The sequence below is a fragment of the Pedobacter sp. HDW13 genome (genome assembly GCF_011303555.1).
Classification (GTDB): Bacteria; Bacteroidota; Bacteroidia; order Sphingobacteriales; family Sphingobacteriaceae; genus Pedobacter.
Map to the genome: position 1 here is coordinate 904927 of NZ_CP049868.1, position 22344 is coordinate 927270.

General features: G+C 38.9%; 20 protein-coding genes. 7 read left to right on the forward strand and 13 right to left on the reverse strand.

What is annotated here, in order from left to right; translation table 11 throughout:
• The first annotated feature begins 125 nt into the window (after positions 1–125).
• Positions 126–971, forward strand: coding sequence for a hypothetical protein (locus tag G7074_RS03690; protein WP_166207042.1), 846 nt, complete (start codon positions 126–128; stop codon positions 969–971).
• Between the two features lie 258 nt (positions 972–1229).
• On the forward strand, positions 1230–2909 hold the full coding sequence (gene ettA, locus G7074_RS03695; RefSeq protein WP_124559572.1) for an energy-dependent translational throttle protein EttA: 1680 nt from the start codon (positions 1230–1232) through the stop codon (positions 2907–2909).
• Between the two features lie 106 nt (positions 2910–3015).
• On the opposite strand, the gene G7074_RS03700 is transcribed toward ettA, so the two are convergent.
• From G7074_RS03700 to G7074_RS03730, 8 genes are all read right to left on the reverse strand, one after another.
• Positions 3016–3402 (reverse strand): hypothetical protein, encoded by a 387-nt coding sequence (locus G7074_RS03700; RefSeq protein WP_124559571.1) that lies wholly within the window; start codon positions 3400–3402, stop codon positions 3016–3018.
• Between the two features lie 19 nt (positions 3403–3421).
• The gene (locus G7074_RS03705) at positions 3422–3769 is read right to left on the reverse strand and encodes a hypothetical protein (RefSeq protein WP_124559570.1); all 348 of its coding nucleotides are present in this window, start codon (positions 3767–3769) and stop codon (positions 3422–3424) included.
• A gap of 242 nt (positions 3770–4011) precedes the next feature.
• On the reverse strand, positions 4012–4560 hold the full coding sequence (locus G7074_RS03710; RefSeq protein ID WP_205944153.1) for a GDSL-type esterase/lipase family protein: 549 nt from the start codon (positions 4558–4560) through the stop codon (positions 4012–4014).
• Entirely contained in the window at positions 4551–4748 is a 198-nt protein-coding gene (locus G7074_RS26505) for a hypothetical protein (RefSeq protein ID WP_205944154.1), read from the reverse strand. The genes G7074_RS03710 and G7074_RS26505 overlap by 10 nt, the downstream gene beginning before the upstream one ends.
• Positions 4749–4799: 51 nt before the next feature.
• Complete coding sequence (locus tag G7074_RS03715; RefSeq protein WP_166207045.1) at positions 4800–7493, reverse strand: TonB-dependent receptor domain-containing protein; 2694 nt, start codon at positions 7491–7493, stop codon at positions 4800–4802.
• Positions 7477–7710, reverse strand: coding sequence for a DUF1456 family protein (locus G7074_RS03720; protein WP_029274124.1), 234 nt, complete (start codon positions 7708–7710; stop codon positions 7477–7479). Before G7074_RS03720 ends, G7074_RS03715 begins: the two co-directional genes overlap by 17 nt.
• A gap of 121 nt (positions 7711–7831) precedes the next feature.
• Positions 7832–9136: a DEAD/DEAH box helicase gene (locus tag G7074_RS03725; protein WP_166207048.1), complete on the reverse strand. Its 1305-nt coding sequence runs from the start codon at positions 9134–9136 to the stop codon at positions 7832–7834.
• A gap of 50 nt (positions 9137–9186) precedes the next feature.
• A complete protein-coding gene (locus G7074_RS03730; protein WP_124559566.1) occupies positions 9187–9405 on the reverse strand; it encodes a hypothetical protein in 219 nt (72 codons plus the stop codon).
• A gap of 216 nt (positions 9406–9621) precedes the next feature.
• Between G7074_RS03730 and G7074_RS03735 the strand changes: the two genes are divergently transcribed.
• Together G7074_RS03735 and G7074_RS03740 are read left to right on the forward strand one after the other, a co-directional pair.
• Positions 9622–10095: a ribonuclease H-like YkuK family protein gene (locus G7074_RS03735; protein ID WP_124559565.1), complete on the forward strand. Its 474-nt coding sequence runs from the start codon at positions 9622–9624 to the stop codon at positions 10093–10095.
• Between the two features lie 112 nt (positions 10096–10207).
• Positions 10208–10675, forward strand: coding sequence for an SRPBCC family protein (locus G7074_RS03740; protein WP_233603844.1), 468 nt, complete (start codon positions 10208–10210; stop codon positions 10673–10675).
• A 14-nt stretch (positions 10676–10689) separates the two neighbouring features.
• Here the strand turns inward: G7074_RS03740 and G7074_RS03745 are convergent, their stop codons facing one another.
• The 5 genes from G7074_RS03745 to G7074_RS03765 form a co-directional block, all read right to left on the reverse strand.
• A complete protein-coding gene (locus G7074_RS03745; protein WP_124559564.1) occupies positions 10690–11271 on the reverse strand; it encodes a DUF4468 domain-containing protein in 582 nt (193 codons plus the stop codon).
• Positions 11272–11366: 95 nt separating this feature from the next.
• On the reverse strand, positions 11367–12386 hold the full coding sequence (locus tag G7074_RS03750; RefSeq protein WP_166207051.1) for a porin: 1020 nt from the start codon (positions 12384–12386) through the stop codon (positions 11367–11369).
• Between the two features lie 37 nt (positions 12387–12423).
• The gene (locus G7074_RS03755; protein WP_124559562.1) at positions 12424–13833 is read right to left on the reverse strand and encodes an ammonium transporter; all 1410 of its coding nucleotides are present in this window, start codon (positions 13831–13833) and stop codon (positions 12424–12426) included.
• 346 nt (positions 13834–14179) lie between these two features.
• On the reverse strand, positions 14180–15127 hold the full coding sequence (locus G7074_RS03760; RefSeq protein ID WP_124559561.1) for a TIGR01212 family radical SAM protein: 948 nt from the start codon (positions 15125–15127) through the stop codon (positions 14180–14182).
• A 240-nt stretch (positions 15128–15367) separates the two neighbouring features.
• Positions 15368–16732 (reverse strand): APC family permease, encoded by a 1365-nt coding sequence (locus G7074_RS03765; protein WP_240916464.1) that lies wholly within the window; start codon positions 16730–16732, stop codon positions 15368–15370.
• A 340-nt stretch (positions 16733–17072) separates the two neighbouring features.
• Between G7074_RS03765 and G7074_RS03770 the strand changes: the two genes are divergently transcribed.
• The 3 genes from G7074_RS03770 to G7074_RS03780 all read left to right on the forward strand — a co-directional run bounded on the left by G7074_RS03770 (position 17073) and on the right by G7074_RS03780 (position 22341).
• Positions 17073–19319 carry a sodium-translocating pyrophosphatase gene (locus G7074_RS03770; RefSeq protein WP_124559559.1) on the forward strand — a complete coding sequence of 749 codons (2247 nt, stop codon included), beginning with the start codon at positions 17073–17075 and terminating at the stop codon, positions 19317–19319.
• 115 nt (positions 19320–19434) lie between these two features.
• On the forward strand, positions 19435–20910 hold the full coding sequence (locus G7074_RS03775) for an amino acid permease (RefSeq protein WP_124559558.1): 1476 nt from the start codon (positions 19435–19437) through the stop codon (positions 20908–20910).
• An 81-nt stretch (positions 20911–20991) separates the two neighbouring features.
• Entirely contained in the window at positions 20992–22341 is a 1350-nt protein-coding gene (locus G7074_RS03780) for a porin (protein WP_233603843.1), read from the forward strand.
• Positions 22342–22344: the final 3 nt, after the last annotated feature.

A 22344-nucleotide genomic window follows, 5' to 3' on the forward strand; every position in this document is an offset into this window, starting at 1 on the left:
AATTATATCAATTAGTTTTAAGTACCTGCATTTTGAAATTTCACTACAGAATTGACTTGATTTTCATCACAACCCCTAAAAATTCAGGCATGTTATAATTATATTTGGGTCATAAACCTATTAACATGAAAAAAATACATTTATTTATTTTAGCGATATTGCTCTCGTTCAATGTTCTTGCACAAACTAAAACTACCAGGGTAGACATTATTCAAAAAACCAACGGAGAAGAAATGAAAGGAAAAGTAACCCGGATTACCGATACTGACATTTCTTTTGTTTATGCTGGCGAAACCCTCGAGTATTCAATCAAAAAATCTGACATCCAGAAAGTAACCTATGCCAGTGGCCGTACCGAAGTTTTTAGCCAGGCCAGTCTTCCGGCGCAAGACCGCCAAAAAGATCAGGTAACCATGAGCGCAACACCTGCCGATCATCATAACAAAATTGCCATTTTGCCTTTTACATTTCTAATGGATAACCAGCCTGGTGCCGATGAAGTGGGCTATAAAGCACAGGACGATACGTACAGCATCCTGTCTCAACATTCCGCAGGTTACACCATATTAGATCCGCGCACTACCAATGCTAAATTAATACAGGCGGGCATTACCAAAGAAAAAATCAGGGGGTTTTCGATGAAAGATATTTGCGATGCCTTAGGAGTAGAATATATTATTGATGGCAGCATTACCCAAAATAAAGGTTACCAAACCAGTTCTACCAGTGATAATTCCAATACCAAAATCAAAAGAAACGACAATGATAAAATTAGGGGTGGCTCAACTTCGAGTTCGAGTTATAGCAGTGCGGCGCAGCGCTATGATGTAAGTGTTGGCCTTCACATTTATATGGATAACAATGCCAGTATTTACAACCAAAACCACAAAGCATTTTTCTCTAATACCGATGGTTCGTACAGCAGCCCTTTAGAATACCTGCTAAAACGTTGTCCTTTATACCGCAAATAAAAACACTAAAATATTGCCTTTTAAGGCGAATTTCTAACTTATTAAAAACAGGGTTTCCACGTACCGCGGGAACCCTGTTTTTCTTTTAATACTACTTTATTAAGTTTACCAATAAAGCCCTTTGGAATAGCCTTGTTGTTTCTATCTTTGTAGCGATTTGATCCTAAGCCATTGAAAATGGCAAAGCTGGTCTTAAATCTAAATAACCTCTTTTTATAAAATACAAAGTTTAAACATTATTAAAATCATATAAATACTATGTCAGACGAGAAAATCATTTTTTCAATGGCGGGTGTAAATAAAATTTACCCTCCACAAAAACAGGTTTTAAAAAATATTTATCTTTCTTTCTTTTACGGCGCCAAAATTGGTGTAATTGGTTTAAACGGTTCTGGTAAATCGTCACTTTTAAAAATCATTGCTGGTTTAGATAAATCATACCAGGGTGAAGTTGTTTTCTCGCCAGGTTATTCGGTAGGTTATTTAGCTCAAGAGCCAATTCTTGATCCCGAAAAAACCGTTCGCGAAGTGGTAGAGGAAGGTGTTGCAGAAGTTACTGCTATTTTAAAAGAATACGAAGAAGTAAACGAAGCCTTTGGTTTGGAAGAAAATTATTCTGATCCGGACGCGATGGATAAACTGATGGCCAGACAAGGCCAGCTTCAGGACAAAATCGATGCTTTAGGTGCCTGGGAAATTGATTCGAAATTAGAAAGGGCCATGGATGCTTTGCGCTGCCCTGATCCAGATACTAAAATTGGTGTGCTATCAGGTGGTGAACGCCGTCGTGTGGCCATGTGCCGCTTGCTGTTGCAACACCCTGATGTATTGTTATTGGATGAGCCTACCAACCACTTGGACGCTGAAAGTATCGATTGGTTAGAACAGTTCTTACAAAATTACGAAGGAACCGTTATTGCGGTTACCCACGACAGGTACTTCCTGGATAATGTGGCCGGATGGATTTTAGAGTTAGATCGTGGTGAAGGTATTCCTTGGAAAGGAAATTACAGCAGCTGGTTAGACCAGAAAGCGAAACGTTTGGCCCAGGAAGAGAAAACCGAAAGCAAACGCCAGAAAACACTAGAACGCGAGCTGGAGTGGGTACGTATGGCACCAAAAGCACGTCACGCCAAATCAAAAGCACGTATTGCCAACTACGATAAACTAGCATCAGAAGATGGCAGAGAAAGAGAAGATAAACTGGAGCTTTTCATCCCTGCCGGACCGCGTTTGGGTAATGTAGTAATCGAAGCGACCAATGTAACCAAAGCTTATGGTGATAAAGTGCTTTTCGATAACCTGAATTTTTCGCTTCCGCCAGCAGGTATTGTAGGCATTATTGGTCCGAACGGCGCCGGTAAAACCACTTTATTCCGTTTAATTACCGGGCAGGAAGAAGCCGATGCCGGTACTTTCCGTGTGGGCGAAACGGTTGAACTGGGTTATGTAGATCAGATGCACAACGATTTAGATGCCGATAAAACTGTTTATGAGAACATTACCGATGGTTTAGATAACATTCAATTGGGTAACAAAGCAGTTAATGGACGTGCCTATGTTTCCAAATTCAATTTCAATGGTGGCGATCAACAGAAAAAAGTAGGTATTTTATCAGGTGGAGAGCGTAACCGTGTCCATTTAGCCATTACCCTTAAAAAAGGTGCTAACGTACTTTTACTAGATGAGCCTACCAACGATATCGATGTAAATACTTTGCGCGCCCTCGAAGAAGCTTTAGAAAACTTTGGCGGCTGTGCGGTAGTAATCAGTCACGACAGGTGGTTCTTAGACCGGATTTGTACGCATATTCTGGCATTTGAAGGCAACTCGGAAGTGTATTTCTTTGAAGGTAACTACTCTGACTATGAGGAAAACCGCAAAAAACGTTTGGGTGATGTTACACCAAAACGCATCAGATATAAAAAATTAAATTAAAGCAAAAGTCCCGATCAAAATCGGGACTTTTTTTGTTTGAGAAACTGGCGTTAATAAAAAATTTTCCGAAGAAGTCAAGTTTTAAAACTTGACTTCTTTATAGCCATTACATAGATGCTGTAAATGGAGCCAGTCTTTGAGCTTCTTTCGCTTTTCGTTTTCCTCTGAAAAAGAAATACAGGTTAATAAACAGCATGATGCCAAGGTAAATAGCAAAGCCCCCAATTTTAGAACTTAGCGCTTCGATTAAATTGCGGTAATCGTTTTCGTAGATTGTAATTTTCATAATTAAAAGTGCAAAACCGATATTCAGCAGGTAAAAACCTGTTTCAAAAAGTTTATTGGTTGCAAAAGCTATTTCTTCGCGGCCTTTAAAAATATCGAGCATGTACACTTTACTATTTTTAAACAGCGTTTTTGAAACATAAAAAGTTAAGAAAAGTACAACAGGTAAATAAACTGCGTAGCCGATTAAAATTTTTGTCGTTTCCATAATCCGGATTTTTAGATTGTTATTTAATTAATTTATGAATGGTATTGGTGAGCAAAAAGATATTTAAGTAATGAAGCACCGAGAGGATGCAAATGATAGTCGCCACTTTTATGGACATAATTTCAATAAGCTGTAACGATGAGGTGATGGTCTCCCAGCCAATCAGTGTCATACTGCAGTAGCCAATATTTACCAGATAATAAGCCACCAGTAATGATTTATTAATTTGCTGGCAGAGCTCCAGATGATCTGGTATCAGTTCGGCTACGAAAACATTGCCGTTACGGTAGCAGATTTTTCCCACCACCACAATGATGAATACGATAATCGAAATAAAAATGCTGTATCCTAATATATTGTAATCCATAATGAGCAGATTTGACACCAACAATAAATTAAACTTTCAGGAAAAACTGAAAATATAGATCAAAAAATTTAGGGGTACTTCCCCTATCTGTTTCAACCGCTTTTCTTTCTCGCTTTTGATGACTCAAACATAAATCAATATTACTGAAATTTCAAATATTATTGAAAGTTTATTTCAAAAATATTTATCAGGTTGCCACGGAGGCTCAGATTAACATCGCATGTTTCGTTTCCCCAGTAAAACTAATGCCGACTCTTAAATGCTCTTTTAATCGCCGCTTCGGTTACGGTTTCCATTATTTTATAACCCGCCAAATTGGGATGCACCCCATCAACCGTTAACTCAGCCCTTTGGCCATTACGTTCGTCAACCAACGGTGTCCAGTAATCTAATACGGTAAAATGTTTTTGTTTGGCATAAGCCACAATCAGCTCATTTAGTGCCATAATTTCTTCGGCAGCATGTACGCTTTTATTCCATGGATACTGGTAAACCGGAAGGTATTTGCAAAGGATAACTTTAATGCGGTGTAATTTGGCTAGCTCGGCCATGGTTTTAATGTTATCCATTATCTTTTGGTTGGTAACATGGCCGGTATTACCAGCAATATCATTGCTTCCTGCTAAAATAATTACAGCTTTTGGCTTAAGGTTAATCACATCCTGCCTAAACCGGATTAATAGCTGTGGCGAAATCTGTCCGCTAATACCCCTGTCCAGGTAAGGCTTATCGTTAAAATACCCCGGATCTTTTTGTTTCCAGAATTCAAAAATCGAACTCCCTAAAAACACAACTCTTTTTTCCTTCCGCTTTCGGGCGGCAAAAGCGCGTTTTCTTTCTCATACTTGGTAAGGGCAGCCCAATCATCGGCAAAATTTTCTTTTTTCGGTTTAGTTTTTAACGAATCGGCATCAACACTTTGCGCTGATAAGCCGCCTGTGGTAATCACTAAAAGGAAAAATAGGATATAGCTCTTCATAAGGCTTAGGACTGTTTAAAAGAAGCGCTAAACTAAAATTTAATTTCAGCTTTAGTTCAATTCGCTTGTATTAAAATTGTTAACCCTGCTCCTGATTCTTTTATCGCCAAATTTGCTGATGCTATAAGTAAGAGTGGCTTGTACAAACCTGCTAATGAACCGCGTTCTGTTCTCGGAGATGGAATTGTTGGTAATACTGGTTTGGAAAAGTGCCCCCTGGTTAAAAAGATCGTTCGCCTGAACTGCAAAACCAAGCCTGTTATCTTTTAAGAAATTGGCATTCATGCCCATATTTACCAAAAGCGGATTGCCGGCATTTAAATTATAGCCGAAATTAAGGCTTTTAGAGGCTGAGGCGTTCAACCTGAAACGCTTGTTCGGAATCCAGCTTGCACCACCATTTAAGGCCAAAACCTGTACATTTTTAATGTTCTGGTTCAAAATAGAATAGGTGTTCGAACTAAAACTGTACGATACACTGCTGTTTACCGAAAATTTCTTCTCGTTAAGGCTAAACCTGAACGCATTGGAGAGGTTTATTCCGCTGCTCCTGTTTAATACATTATCGGTATAAAAAACATTGTGACTGTAAGCTACATTCCCATTTAAAGACAATGAAAGTTTATTGGTCATTAGGCGTTTGTTTAGCGAGTAATTGCCGCCAACATTATAAATGCCATTTACATTTTCGTAGGTAGTTTGCTGTTTTAAACTATTCAGTGTATCTCTTAAAAAAATGGTATTGCTCACCACGCTGTTAAATGCAAATGAACCCGATAAACCCGCCATAATGCTCCAGCCAGATTTAGCACCAAACTGGTTATAGCTGAGATCGGCCGAGTGGCTTGTAGTGGCCTTCAAATCAGGATTTCCAATAATGAGGTTTTGCACATCGTTATTGTTGCGGATGGGCTGAAGCTTATTAAAATCTGGCGAACTGGTATAGCCATTATAACCAAAACTTAAGCTCCTGTTTTCTTTAATCTGGTAGCTGAGGTTACCGGAAGGCGAAAAATTTAACTGATAATTGCGCAGTTGCTCTCCTGTATTCTGGTATTTACCGATAATAATGCTGGGCGAAAAATTTAACCCGAAATTATAACTGATCTTTTTCGCATTTGTATTAAACCCAATGCTAATGTTCTGGTTAATAAAATTCGAAACGTAATTCTGTCCCAGCGAATCGACCAGAAAGCTGGCTCCAAATTTATCGGTAACGGTAGTATTTTGGGTATTCTGGCTCCTGCTTACCGAAAAGCGGTACGATAAATTGATAAAACTATACCCTGTACTATCGTTAGCCCGCTTTAATGAATTGGAAAACTGAATGTTCCCTCCTACATTGGAACTACGGGTATCGTTTTCAACAAGGCGGTTTAACAGCGAATCTTTAACCAGTACATTGGTTGTTTCGTTGTAATAACGAATAATATCGTTAATACTGCTGTTTGATTTGACCTCATTAGTACTAAAATTAAAACCCATTGATAACGACCGCCTGTTGTTCGATAAGCGCCGCGACCAGTTAATATTACCACCTATATTTGGGCTATTGTTTCTCGAACCGGAGTTAGAAATAAGGTCTTGCCTGATAATCCCTGTTTTATCGGAAGTTGAAAAAGCATTGTTTTTACTGCTGCCCAACGATCCCGAAAGCGCTGCATTGAAATAGTTCTTTTTAGTAGCCCCGTTTAGTCCAAGGTTTATGTTGTTGTTAAGTGAGCTGCTATTATTGGCGCTCTCCCGTAAATCATAAATGGTTCCTTGCGGATTAAATGTTTCGAGATAGGTACTCTGAATAGAATTATTGCGGTTATTGTTAAAATTGTAATTGGCGTTAACACTAAACTCCTTAGAAATTTTATCTCTGATGTTTCCGTTTAAGCCGGTATTATGTAGCTTGCTAAACTCATTATCGGTTAATCCGTAGCGACCACCAAAACCAATTTGCTTTGTTTTTTTCCAGATACTTCCTGTTGTTCCCAGGTTATGTGCATTATTGGTGGCTGATGATGCATTTACTCCGCCAAAAACACCTTTGTCCATCCCGGGTTTGGTAACCAGGTTTAACATTTTTTGAGGGGTACCCACTTTTATACCTGTAAAATTGGCTTCATCGCCATAATCGTCTATTACCTGCAGCTTGGCAATAATATCAGCTGGTAACTGCCTGATGTAATCTTCTACATTACTGGTAAAAAAATCCTCGCCATTTACCCGCAGTTTGGTCATTTTTTTGCCCATAGCGGTAACGGCACCTTTTTCATCAACTTCAATACCTTGCAGCTGTTTCAGCAGGTCTTCTACCTTATCGTTTTCCCTTACAGTGTAGGCACCTGCGTTGTACTCGATGGTATCTTTTTTAATTTTTATCGGATCTACCTTTACTTTAACCTCTACATCTTCCAAACGAATGGTTTCAGTTTTAAGCGTAATAGGCTCTAAAACTGATCCTTTTTTAGATGGTTCTATTTCGTAAACGGAAGTAAAAGGTTTATAGCCCAAAGCCTTCACAACAAGATAGAACTTATTGCTGTTTACTTTATGAAAGGAAAAATCACCCCTGGCACCCGAAGTTGTACGCAGGGTATCCTTATCGGTCATTATCTGGATACTCACCCCTTCTATGGGCTTTTTCAGTGAATCAGTTACACTACCAGTTACTTTAGATTGAGCGCGCGCGTTAACAGAGAGAATAAGCAGTACAAAAAATAATAAAAAGCAGGAATTATTGCTTTTTTTCATCTCTAGGGCCTCTTTTATAAATTACAAGACCATTTAAAAAGTTTCGCAGGATCTGATCGCCGCAGGGCTTAAAATTTTCGTGGTCTTCATTTCTGAAAATATCGCCCAACTCCGCTTTAGTTACCTTAAAACCCACTAAATCACAAATGGTAATAATATCTTCTGTTTTAAGTGATAAGGCTACTCTAAGTTTTTTTAATATATCGTTGTTGCTCATGCGGTTTGTATTGTAAAATGAATTGATGTTGTAATGCTGGAAGGTTGAAATGTTAAATGTTGGAAAGTTAAGATTGCAGGATTTAACTCACAACTCCGAACTTTCCACCCCAAGCTCATTTCTAACTCGCTATATCTAATTTAAGTTTCTTTCCTTTAATTTTTTCGCCGTTTAGCTTTTTTAACAATTGGGCTACCTTGCTTCGTTTTACCGCTATATAACTTGTGGTGTCTTTAACTTCGATTAAACCTAAATCATCTTTGGTTAAATCTCCCTTATGTAAAAACAGGCCAACAATATCAATCTTGTTAATTTTATCCTTCTTACCATGGGCAAGATATAAAGTTACCCAATCGCTCGCCTCAGGCAAGTCGTAACGATCTGATAAAACTTCTTCTTCTATATCGTCGGGCAGGTATTTGTAGTTTTCTTCGCTGGTTAAAATGGCATAAGCCGTTCCTTTTGCATGCATACGCGCCGTACGACCGTTACGGTGAATATAAGCATCTTCGGTGTAAGGCAATTGGTAATGCACAATATGTTCAACCTCCGGAATATCTAAACCACGGGCTGCAAGATCGGTAGTAATTAAAATTTTATGGCTTCCGTTCCTGAATTTCAGTAGTGCTTTTTCGCGATCGAACTGCTCCATACCACCATGAAAAACATCGTGACCAAGACCATGTTCAAACAACAAATCGCTAATACGGTCTACAGTTTCGCGGTGATTACAAAAAACGAGTGTGTTTTTATTCCCTATTTTACTCAGCAGCCTGAACAGGTAATCAAGTTTATCGGCGGCTGGTGCGGTTATTTTCTTCAGCTTTAATGCTGGCTTAATAGTTATGTTTTTAGAAAAATCAACTTCTGCAGGTGCATTAATTTTAACAAAGGCCGGAATTTCTTCCATTTTTGTAGCCGAAGTAAGCATGCGCTGCTTTAATGACAATAATGAACCGATGATGTACGACATATCATTTTCGAAACCAAACTCGAGCGACTTGTCAAATTCATCTAAAACGAGTGTTTCAATAAAAGATTCGTCGAAATTCTGGTTATCGAGGTGATAAGCTATCCTGCCTGGGGTACCAATGAGTAGCGCCGGCGGATGTGCCAGATTGTTCTTTTCTACGCGTACAGCATGGCCGCCATAACAGCAATTTACTTTAAAAGATGTACCCATCTGCTTAAATACCTGTTCAATTTGCAAGGCCAGCTCGCGCGATGGTACCAAAACCAATGCCTGCACCCCTTTAACACCTTGCTTTAAATTGGCCAGTACAGGCAATAAAAAGGCCAGCGTTTTCCCCGAACCGGTTGGTGCAATTAACACCACATCTTTCCCGGTTTTGGCTGCCTGCACAGCAGATTCCTGCATCTGGTTTAGTGCAGTGATATTTAGTTTTTTTAAGGCATTTGCTATCATTCGGCCATAAAGGTAAGCATTTCTGTTTATGGCTAAATCTAACTTAGGGCTTAACGCTTAAAAAATCTGGTCCGCAGTTTACGGAGTGTCTCAAAATTTAATCTTTTATCTAACAGCATCAGCATTCTCCCACGCAGCGATAGCGATGAAGCCAGTTTCTCGTTAACAGCATCAACTGATGATAAAATCCTGTCGGTCAATTCATCTGCGAATTTATTGGCCCTGCTGTTTTGTAATAACTGTAATTCCTGAATTAATTCTGCTTTCATAATATAAGAATTGTTGTTGATTAATGTAAATATAACGACTCTTATATGCATTTGTTTCAAAAATTAGCGCCACAAAACGGACTATTTTTACTAACTTGTTGATAACTAACTTTTTGTTAGCAAATAAACAATCCAGCCTTAACATATATTTAATTTTTAGCGGCTATTTTTAATAAAAACCTGATTACCATTTATTAACCTCAAAAACGACAATGTATGACGTGGAAAAAATTTAGTGGTGAAGTGATCCAATCTTCGATCCTCGAAGAAATTGAAAAGGCAATTATCAGAGAAACAGAAAATGGCTTTAAGCTAAAAGTTTGTATCGGTACCGACTCGCAGGTTAAAGGCGCTATAACCGATTTTGCAACAGTAATTGTGCTGTTAAGAGAACATCATGGCGGTTTCATGTACATCCACCAGGAAAAAAATTCGGCTCAGGTAAGTATTAAAGAAAGAATGTTAATGGAGGTTCAAAAATCGATTGAAACGGCTTACTCCATTTGCGATTTGCTTGATATTTATGATGTAGCTCTGGAAGTACATGCCGATATCAATACCAATCCATCATTTAAATCGAACAAGGCACTTAACGATGCTATGGGTTATATCTTAAGCATGGGCTTTATTTTTAAAGCCAAACCAGAAGCATTTGCCAGCTCTACCTGTGCTGATAAAATGGTGCATTAATTTCTAAACATCAGACCTTACAGGTTTTAAAAACCTGTAAGGTCTGAAATAATAAATCTGTTTGTTCTTAACAAAACCGCATCTTTGCTGTTGTCTTTTTAAAACAAAAGCCTTGAAGACTTATAGATTAGAATTTACGCAAAAACTTCCTGTTGATTTGGCCACAGCCTGGGACTTTTTTTCTTCACCAATGAACCTGGCAGAAATTACGCCAACCGATATGACTTTCGATGTAACCTCGCCAAATATGGAAGGCACCAAAATGTACCCCGGGTTGATTATCACCTACAAAGTTGCACCAATAGCCGGCATTAAATTAAACTGGGTAACTGAGATTACACATGTAAAAGATCAGGCCTATTTTATAGATGAGCAGCGCTTTGGCCCATTTGCGTTCTGGCATCACCAGCATCATTTCGAAAAAATAGAAGACGGGGTTTTAATGCACGATATTTTGCATTACGGGATTGGCTGGGGGCCAATTGGAACTATTGCCAACGCGCTTATGGTAAACAAAAAAATAAACGAAATTTTTAAGTTCCGTTACCAGAAAGTGGCTGGTTTATTTGGCAAATTGTAATTGCCCGTCCGCTGTTACCACTGTTTAGTGGAGATGGTTTCAGGTTTCTTTTTTGCTGGTACCGCCACCCTGTTGGTAGCCATAAACTTTTTAAATTCAGCGCCAAATTTCTCTATTTTGGTGTAAGTACTATTTAAAATATCTTTCCATGCACCAGCGCTTAGCTTACCCGGTGTACGCTCTAAAGGAGTACCTATTTGGGTTGTTGCAACAAAATTTCCGTACCGGTCTCTCTGATATGGAATAAACTCGAAATTTGTTAACCAAAAGCGGTACTTTCCATTTCTTACTTCGCAAACAAACTGATAGCTTACTTCGCCACTCGGGTGACCGGCAACCAGTATGGTTTTATCGATTACCGTTGTGCCCTTGGCCGAAATCGACGAATCGTTAACACTTTCCTGATGCATTGTTTTTTTGTACAGCACGTTCACAAAAGCTTTAGCCCTTTGCAGCAAGGTATCTTTGGCTACAGTTTGAGAATCGACAACCTGATAAAAAATAAACTTTCCGGAATCATCTTTCGAAAACTGTTTTTGCTGTGCAGCTAACCTGATTGAAAAAGTGGCGAGTACAATAAAAAAGATATATTTCATGCAAATGGGTTAAACAAATAATCTGAATAGGTAAAGTTACTAAAAAGCCGCCCCGATTTTAATTGGGACGGCTTAATATTTAATCTGTTTATTTCTTAAAACGCATAAACTGCGGCTAAAGAGAACTGGCCAGCGTTTGGAGCTGCTGCGCCACTTTCTTTAAAGAATGGTTTATCACCACTGTGGTCTAATCTTACCTCAGGAATGAAGGTTAAACCGCCAGATTTAATGTTTGCGGTAAAAGTTACAGCAGTATATTTCAGTCCTTGCACAGCGCCTACGTTTTTATACTTAAAGTACTCACCTCTTAAACCTAATATTACACCATCTGCAACAGCATATTGTGGGTAAAGGGCTGCACCAGCATAACCACCACCATCGTTATCGATATCATAATTGGCAGCGTTTAAGCCTAATTTAAATTTTTCGGTAATCTGGTAAGAAGTGGTTAAATCTTCAATAGTACCATAACCGCCTGCTCCTGCTCCCGATAGTACGTTCAGATAAGCAGTCCAGCCTTCAACCGGGGCAACCATTAACTGGCCACCAACCGCAGAAACACCACGGGTTGCACTGTAAAGGTTCCAGTCGTTAAATACACCAGCCATTAAACTCACTTTATCAGAGAATTTATATGTGGCTTTAATACCAGCATTCTGGAATGGTCCATTCGTAAATAAATACGAAGTAGAGTAGTTAAAGTTACCCACCGGCGAAATCACTTCATAACCTATAAAGGTTCCCATGTAACCAGCTGTCATCGAAAACTTATCGGTAAAATCGTAGTTTACATATAAGTTCTGAATGTTGAAGGATGAACCTCCGGCAGCTGCATCAGGAATTGACTGCGACTGACCTCTTGGGCCGAAAGAAAGTTCGCCAACAAACGATGCTTTACCTGTTTTCTTCTTCAATGCAATATCAATCATTCCTAATGAAACCGAATTGTGATCGCTGGCAAAAGAAGTGGTAATATTGTTTGGTTTTTTGGCAAAATCGTATTTAAAATAGGTATCAACCGACCCTGAAATTTCAAGTGGTGATGTAGTTGTTTCCTGAGCCAGGGCACAGCTTGCGCTGGCCATCGCGAAAATAGCGGTTAAAATTTTCTTCATGTTTGAGCTTATTTTTGAGTTTAGATATTAAAAATCCTTAAGAGATTGCTTCGGTTATCGGACTGTTTTTTTCGATATAGATGGCTCTTTCTTCAACCAACAAAGTACCTTGTGAGTATTTTTCATCATGTTGAGATGCATCAAGACCGATTTCTTCTTCTTCATCAGAAACCCGGATTGGATTAATCAAGTTTACGAATTTGAAAATCACGAATGATACGATAAAACTAAATGCGATTACAATTAGAGCACCTTTTAACTGCGTTACGAAGAAAGCAGGGTTACCATAAAATAAACCATCTGCGCCAGCAGCATTAACTGTTTTGGTTGCAAAAACACCAGTTAACAACATACCAACAATACCACCCACACCATGGCAAGGGAAAACATCTAAAGTATCATCTAAACTTGTTTTTTGTTTCCATGAAACCGCAAGGTTAGAAATTACAGCAGCTATTGCACCAATAAAGATACTTGAAGGAATGCTTACGAAACCTGCACCCGGGGTAATGGCTACCAAACCTACTACAGCACCGATACAGAAACCCAATACTGAAGGTTTTTTACCACGTGCTACATCGAAGAACATCCAGGCTAAACCGGCAGCACCTGCAGCAGTATTGGTAGTTAAGAATGCTGAAACAGCTAAGCTACCAGCACTTAAAGCCGAACCTGCGTTAAAACCAAACCAACCGAACCATAATAAACCTGTACCAATTAATACATAAGGAATATTAGCAGGCGGCACTTCTTTGTGTTCTAAGTGAGATTTTCTACGTTTTAAAACCAATGCACCAGCTAAAGCAGCCATACCAGCAGAAATGTGAACTACGGTACCACCTGCAAAATCTAATACACCCATTTTAAATAAGAAACCTTGTGGATGCCAGGTCCAGTGTGCCAAAGGAGAATAAACGAATATGGCAAACAATACAATAAACAGGATATAAGAAGTAAAACGGATACGTTCTGCAACAGCACCTACGACTAAACCTGGTGTAATAATGGCAAACATTAACTGAAAAACCGCAAATAAAGAAAGTGGAATAGTTAAGTCAGAAGTTGCGCCCTGTAAATGAGGAGCACCAGAGTTAACCCCTTTAAAGAACAGAAAAGTTGAAGGGTTTCCAATGAAACCACCAATAGTATCGCCGAAAGCTAAACTAAAACCAACTACTGTCCACAAAACGGTAATTACACCTGCAGCTACCACACTTTTAATCATGGTAGAAAGTATGTTTTTACGATGAACCATACCGCCATAGAAAAACGCCAGACCTGGTGTCATTAAAAATACAAGCGCAGCAGCAATTAAAATGAAAGCTATATCAGCCGCACTGTACTTGCCTTCGTCGAAATTAGGTAGAAGTGGAGTAAATAGAGCTAAAATTGCGACAATCATCAAGATCGCAAAAGGCGCATACTGTTTAAAGGAGAATCTACTCATAGTTTTTAGTTTAATTTGTTTGTACTATTTAAATATTTGAAAATGTTGTCATTTATTTTTATAAAAATACGACATATTGCAATTTTAACACCATAAAATTGAATTTTTCATATAAAAATTAGTAATTTTTATAAAACACAACAAAAAAACAACTCAAAAATGAAAATAGTTAAAAAAACAGGGTTTTTAGATATGAGTTTTTAATAAAAACAAAACCACAAAATAACCCAAACACAAAGGTTTTACACCAAAAAACAATCAAAAACGGCAATAAAAATCATACAAAAACAAAAAAACACATGAAATTTCATGTGTTTTTATAAAAATTAGTAAAAAATATCAGTTTTTAACCAAAATATTCAGAACCCTGAACAACCCCACGTTTTTCGATTTCTTTATCCATATAAGTCTGAATTGCCGATTTATTAAGTCCCCAATTCGGTGCAATTAGCAAATCCCAGTCGGAAATACCAAAAAGACGCTGAATTACAATGTCCGGGCGTAGTAGAGGAATGAGCTCGCAAAGTAAATCGGTATATTCTTCGAGTGTAAACAACTTAAAAGGCTCTTTTTTGTACTTAGCCCCCATAATAGAACCATCTACCACATGTAAATGATGAAATTTAACAAATTTAATCTGCGGGAAACGGTTAATTTCATGTATATACCCGCGCATTTGCTCCCTTGTTTCCCAGGGGAAGCCAAAAATGGTATGCACGCACAAATCAAGCTTACTATCTTTCAACAATTCGACTGCCGCCACAAACTCGCCGTGACTACAGCCCCTGTTAATCTGATCGAGGGTTTCATCGTAAATAGACTCCATACCCATTTCAAGGTCAACATCAAAACGATCGGTATAACTTTCAAGCAGAGCCACTTTTTCTGCATCAATACAATCGGGACGTGTACCCACAGCAAAACCTACAATATCTTCGGTATTGATAGATAAAGCCTCATCGTACATCATCTTTAAATAATGTACCGGTGCATAGGTATTGGTATTCGGCTGAAAATAGACAATATATTTATCTGCCCTATATGAATTTTTAGCCCTCAACATACCTTCAGCAAGCTGATCTTTGATATTTGGGTTCTTTCTGGATGGCTCGGGCGTAAATGAATCTACATTGCAATACGTACAACCGCCATAGCCCTTGCTCCCATCCCGGTTAGGGCAGGTAAAGCCACCATCTACAATTACTTTAAATACGCGCTGCCCTTTATACTTTTCACGTAAGTGCGTGCCGTAATTTTTATATCCTTTTATACCTAAATCTACCTGTGTTCCCATTTGCTGCAAAAATACGGAATTAGTTTTATAATGCTGATTAGCAAAAGGAAGATGTGAAAAGGATGAATATTAAGCCATCGCCTACAGCTACATTAATTTATAATCTTCGATTTACCAAAGTTAGAACAGGGTTTTCGGTATCGATTGACATCAGAATCGGCTTTTCTTAAAAAAATAGCACAAAAAAACCTCGCAGCGATTGATAACTGCGAGGTTTAATACTGAATAATGTGCTTAAACCTACCCTTGCTGTTCTTTTTTATTTATGAAAAAATAAACAGGAACACCCAATAATACGATTAGCAGCCCCGGCCAGGTATATTGTTGTTTATAAATAAGCAACAAAGTGCAAAATGCGGCACCAATTAATAAATAAATGATTGGCGTAACCGGATATAACCATGTTTTGTAAGGTCTTTCTAAATTAGGTTTTTTAAACCTTAAGTAAATTACACCAGCAACCGTAATCATATAAAATAGTACAATAACAAAAGAAATCATGTCTAATAGATTGCCGTATTGCCCACTTAAACATAAAACGGATGCCCAAACACCTTGCATCCAAAGTGATTTTTCGGGAACTCCATTTTTATTATTTTTAAGTGCTGCTTTAAAAAACATGCCATCTTCTGCCATGCTTTGAAAAACCCTTGCACCTGCCAATACGATTCCATTAACGCAACCAAAAGTAGAGATCATTACTAAAACTGCAATAACAATGGTACCTATTCCGCTACCAAAAATCTGTTCAGAAGCCGCAACAGCCACCCTATCGTTTAGCGCAAAAGCAATACTATCTCTATTTAAGGTATTGAGATATATAAAATTAACCAATAAATAAAGGATCATTACTGCAGTAGTACCCAAAACCATTGAGCGAACTACATTTTTCTTTGGATTTTCAATTTCACCCGAAACAAAGGTTACATTCTCCCAGGCTACGCTCGAAAATACCGACCCTACCATTGCAGCTGCAATTCCGCCTACTATGGTCATTCCCGAAATAGATTCCCAACCTGATTTTAGGAAATTGCCAGTGGGATCTGTTTTGAGATTATTAAAGGCCGACCATCCAAAACTCATGTTATTAGCCCAAAAATTATTCTTTACCAGCAGAAAACCCAAAATAATTAAGCCAATTAAAGCTATAATCTTGGATCCTGTAAAAACATTCTGCAATAACTTACCGCTTTCAACACCTTTAGTATTTATATAAGTTAAAAGCAGGATAACACCAATAGCCAAAATCTGTATCCAGGTAATTTTGTAACTGCCACTTTGAAAAATTGGAGCAGCATCGTTTAAGGCTGGTATTAAATAGGCTGTAAATTTACCAAAAGCAACAGCAACAGCCGCAATAGTACCTGTTTGAATAACTGTAAATAGTCCCCAGCCATAAAGGAAGCCCATCATTTTACCAAAAATCTCTTTCAGGTAAGTGTATTGCCCGCCTGCTTTTGGAAACATAGATGAAAGTTCGCCATAAGAAATTGCTGCCGCAACCGTCATTACCCCGGTAATTACCCAAACAACAATCAACCAGTATCCCGACCCCAGGTTTCGCATGATATCGGCACTAACAATAAAGATACCGCTTCCAATCATGGAGCCCATTACCAGCATAGTAGCATCAAAAAGGGTTAATTTTCTTTTAGAGCCCCTTCTTCGTTTTGAATTTTCATTTTGTACAGTTCAGTTTGGTTTAGTTTAGTTTAGGGGCTAATTTATTTTAAAAAAACGATAATCCATGTATTATTTTAACTGAACATTTTTTTATTCGCCATTACATTTATATACGGATGATAAATATTTTATTAACTTGCTAGATATAAATGTGGTGAGACAGGTGCGTAAGGCTAAAAAGCTAAAACCTTATTTCGTAAAAACAGTTTAATCCTTTAATAACCCGCAAAACAAATAACCAAATATAAACCAATTATTAACTATGGATTTTTTACAAAACAATTTAATTTACTGTATTCCGGCCCTGGGCCTTGTCGGTATTATAGTTATGCTAATTAAAAGTGCCTGGGTAAGCAAACAGGATGCGGGTGATAAAAACATGCAGGAGCTTGCTGGTTATATAGCCGATGGTGCAATGGCCTTTTTAAAAGCCGAATGGAGGGTATTGAGTATTTTTGCTGTTTTTACAGCTGCATTATTGGCCTATTCGGGCACCGTTACCGAAATTAATGGTATTCCATTGCATTCAAGCTGGATTATATCTATATCCTTTATTATAGGCGCAGTGTTTTCGGCAACTGCAGGCTACATTGGTATGAAAGCGGCTACTAAAGCCAACGTACGTACTACACAGGCTGCAAGAACCAGTTTAAAGCAAGCCTTAAAAGTTTCGTTTACCGGCGGAACTGTTATGGGGCTTGGTGTTGCAGGCCTTGCCGTTTTAGGTTTAGGCGGGTTATTCATTGTATTTTTAAAGCATTTCAACGTAGTTTCGGTTAATAGCACCGAAATGAAAACAGCCATAGAGGTTTTAACAGGTTTCTCATTGGGAGCCGAATCGATTGCTTTATTTGCCCGCGTAGGTGGAGGTATATACACTAAAGCGGCTGATGTTGGTGCCGATTTGGTTGGTAAGGTTGAAGCAGGTATACCGGAAGATGATGTACGTAACCCCGCCACCATTGCCGATAACGTAGGTGATAACGTAGGTGATGTTGCCGGAATGGGTGCAGATTTATTCGGCTCGTATGTAGCTACAATTTTAGCAACCATGGTATTAGGTCAGGAAATTAATGTTACTGATAAATTTGGTGGCATGTCGCCAATTCTTTTGCCTATGGTAATTTGTGGTTTAGGTATTATATTCTCTATTATAGGAACCTGGTTTGTTACCATTAAAGACGAAAAATCGAACGTACAGAATGCCCTGAATCTGGGAAACTGGTCATCAATTATAATAACCGCGGTAGCTTCTTTCTTTATTGTTAAATGGATGCTGCCTGAAACCCTAAGCCTTCGTGGTTACGAGTTTTCGAACACCAATGTATTTTATGCCATTATGGTGGGTTTAGTAGTGGGTACTATTATGAGTATCGTTACCGAATACTTTACTGCAATGGGCAAAAAACCTGTAAACTCTATTATCCAGCAATCTTCTACAGGTCATGCTACCAATATTATTGCAGGCTTATCAGTAGGTATGAAATCTACAGTAGTTCCGATTTTGGTATTGGCAGGCGGTATTATGGCTTCCTTTCATTTTGCAGGTTTATATGGTGTGGCCATTGCCGCAGCCGGAATGATGGCTACTACAGCCATGCAGTTAGCCATCGATGCTTTCGGACCGATTGCCGATAATGCAGGTGGTATTGCCGAAATGAGCCAGTTGCCGCCAGAAGTACGCGAACGCACCGATAATTTAGATGCGGTTGGAAATACCACTGCAGCTACCGGTAAAGGCTTCGCTATTGCTTCTGCAGCGCTTACCTCACTAGCTTTATTCGCAGCCTTTGTTGGAATTGCAGGCATTTCGGCTATCGATATCTATAAAGCACCAGTACTGGCCGGTTTATTTGTTGGCGGAATGATTCCTTTTATTTTCTCTGCGCTATGTATCCAGGCCGTGGGTAAAGCTGCCATGGATATGGTACAGGAAGTACGTCGCCAATTCCGCGAAATACCTGGTATTATGGAATACAAAGCCAAGCCAGAATACGAAAAATGTGTGGCCATCTCTACCAAAGCTTCTATCCGTGAAATGATGATGCCTGGTGCCATTGCCTTAATTACACCAGTAATTGTAGGCTTTACCTTTGGCCCTGAAGTTTTAGGCGGTTTACTGGCCGGTGTTACCGTAACCGGTGTATTGATGGGAATTTTCCAAAGCAATGCAGGTGGTGCCTGGGATAATGCCAAGAAATCTTTTGAACAAGGCGTAGTGATTAACGGTGAAACACACTATAAAAAATCAGAGCCGCACAAGGCTTCGGTTACAGGAGATACTGTTGGTGATCCTTTTAAAGATACATCAGGTCCTTCAATGAATATTTTGATCAAATTAATGTCTATCGTTTCACTTGTTATTGCACCTTACATCGCAGTTAAGGCAATTGCAGGCGAACACCGTACAGAAGTTCGCAAAGAAATCAGAATTGAGCAAAAAACCGATAGTTTAGGCCATACAATTACCGACACTTTAACGAATACCACAGACACTTTACAGCGTTAGTTGTAAAAACCTAGATAGAAAAAGTGTAAAAGGGATTTTTAACTATCATCCCTTTTACTTTTCCGTAATTTTTATTTAGGTTTGGAGCTGAAATAATCTAAACAAAAACTAAAATATGGGTTTATTTACTAAGAAGCCGATGCATTTACTGCTAGAAGAAGCAGGAGATTCAGCCAAAGGCTTAAAGCGTACACTTAGCGCAGGTGCACTAGTGGCATTAGGTGTGGGCGCAATTATTGGTGCTGGTCTATTTGTTAGAACAGCAGCAGCAGCGGCACAAAATGCTGGGCCATCCGTTACCATCGGCTTTATCATTGCCGCAATTGGTTGCGCATTGGCCGGTTTATGCTACGCAGAATTATCATCATCCATTCCGATCTCAGGTAGTGCGTACACTTACACTTATGCCACCATGGGCGAGCTTATGGCTTGGGTAATTGGTTGGGATTTAGTATTAGAATATGCAGTTGGAGCTGCAACAGTAGGTATTGCCTGGAGCGAATACCTGAATAAATTACTGGTCGAAGTACTCCATACATCGCCCATACCTTACGAATGGTGCCACTCACCTTTCCAATCACATCCTGATGGTACCGTAAGCGGCATTATCAATCTTCCTGCTTTATTTATTGTTGGTTTATTGAGTTTACTGTTAATTAAAGGAACTTCAGAATCTGCTTTTGTAAACGGTCTTATCGTAATTACCAAAGTAAGTATTGTAATCTTAATTATTGTTTTAGGCTGGGGCTTTATTCATGAGGCGAACCACCATCCGTATATTCCTGAAGCAACTACTTATGTAGACCATGCTGGCATCAGCCATAGTTTTGGTGGTTTCTGGGGTGTTCTCGGCGCTGCTGGAACGGTATTTTTTGCCTTTATCGGCTTTGATGCGGTTAGTACTGCAGCGCAGGAAACTAAAAACCCTAAAACAGCAATGCCAATTGGTATCTTAGGCTCATTAGCTGTTTGTACCGTTTTATACATTTTATTTGCACACGTTTTAACCGGTATTGCTCCAGTTGAGTTCTTCAGAACTAAAGGTGGCGAAGCATCGGTAGTGGCTGCAATTAGCGAATATATGACAGGTTACGGCTGGTTAGCTAAATTGGTTACTGTAGCTATTTTGGCAGGTTTCTCTTCTGTAATCCTGGTAATGTTATTAGGCCAGAGCCGCGTGTTTTATTCGATGAGTAAAGATGGCTTATTGCCAAAAATGTTCAGCGATTTACACCCTAAATTCAAAACACCGTACAAAGCCAACTTAGTAATTTTGGTAATTGTAGGTTTATTTGCTGCTTTCATCCCTGGCGATGTGGTAGGTGATATGACTAGTATCGGTACTTTATTTGCCTTTATGTTGGTTTGTATCGCGGTAATTATCTTAAGAAAAACTGATCCAGATCTTCCACGTCAGTTCAGAACACCTTGGGTTCCTATCATTCCTATTTTAGGTGTTGTAACCTGTGGATTAATGATCCTAGGTTTAGGCTGGACAAACTGGTTAAGGTTATTTGGCTGGTTAGCTCTAGGTTTTATTATCTATTTTGGATACAGCAAAAAGAATTCTCATTTAAAAGATTCGAAATAAGCTGAATATTTAAAAAATTTAAAGCCCCGATTTAAAAGTCGGGGCTTTTTTTTGTGTTAAATAATTGTTAATAAATTACCTTTGCAAAAAAAACAAAACATGACCCGTTATTTTGCTTCCATTAAGCACGTTTCTATTTCTGCAATTATATTACTGCTCTTTATTTCTTCAGCTGGTTACGCACAAAGAACAATTAACGATGTAATGGACTCGACAACGGTTAATCACCTGTTAATTATCTCGAAGAAATACGGCTCCTTATCCTTCAGTGGTTATTTACAACCACAGTTCCAATTGGCGCAATCGAAGGGTACTCAGGCCGAATTTCAGGGTGGTAATTTTGGTGATTTCACTAACAACAGATTCAGGCTAAGAAGAGGGCGCCTAAGGGCCGATTATATGATGCTAACAGACGATGGAGCCCCTTCCACTTATTTTGTGCTTCAGTTTGATGGTACCGAGCAAGGTGTGGCTATCCGAGATTTCTGGGGGCGTTACTATGAAAACAAATGGAAGATATTAGCAGTAACCCTTGGTCTTTCAGGCCGGCCATTCGGAAATGAGCTCCAACTGTCATCATCAGTTAGAGAGGCACCTGAGCGGGGTAGAATGTCTCAAATTTTAATGAGAACAGAACGTGATCTTGGCGTAACCTTTACTTTAAACCCACGGTGGAAAGATGCCAAACTCAAAAATATTGTATTGGATTTTGGTATCTACAATGGCCAGGGCTTGGCTGGTAACGGAGAGTTCGATAACAGTAAAGATTTTATCCTTAGGTTAAGCCATAAAACCTATGCTTTTAAAAACTTCACCATAGCTGGCGGAATAAGTACGCTTCAGGGAGGTTTAGATCATCGCTTGCCCGTAAGCTACAAAATGGAGCAATCAAATGATACGTGGAAAATGGTTAAAGACTCATCGGCTTCGACTGTAAACAAGGTGGCACCGAGAAGATATTATGGAGCCGATATCCAACTGGCTACAAAAACCAAAAGCTGGAAATCGGAGCTTAGGGCAGAAGTAATATCGGGCTTACAAACGGGTACTTCAACCACTTCAACTACTCCGGGTTCTTATCCTGTTGATAATAAGGCCATAGCTTTGCCATTTTACACCCGTACCTTTAACGGCGCTTACTTTACCTTCGTGCAAACCTTAAATAGTACCGATAACCAGCTTATTTTGAAATATGACTGGTATGATCCAAATGCTAAAGTAAAAGGGCTTGATATTTCGGGTGATAAAGGACTTTCTCCTGCCGATGTTCGTTTTGATACCTTTGGTTTTGGCTTTTTACATCACTTTAACCCGCATTTTAAAGCTGTTCTTTATTACGATATCATTAAAAATGAGGCAACTCAGATTCAAGGTTATACAGCCGATAGAAAAGATAATGTACTTACACTGAGAACACAGTTCTATTTCTAATAA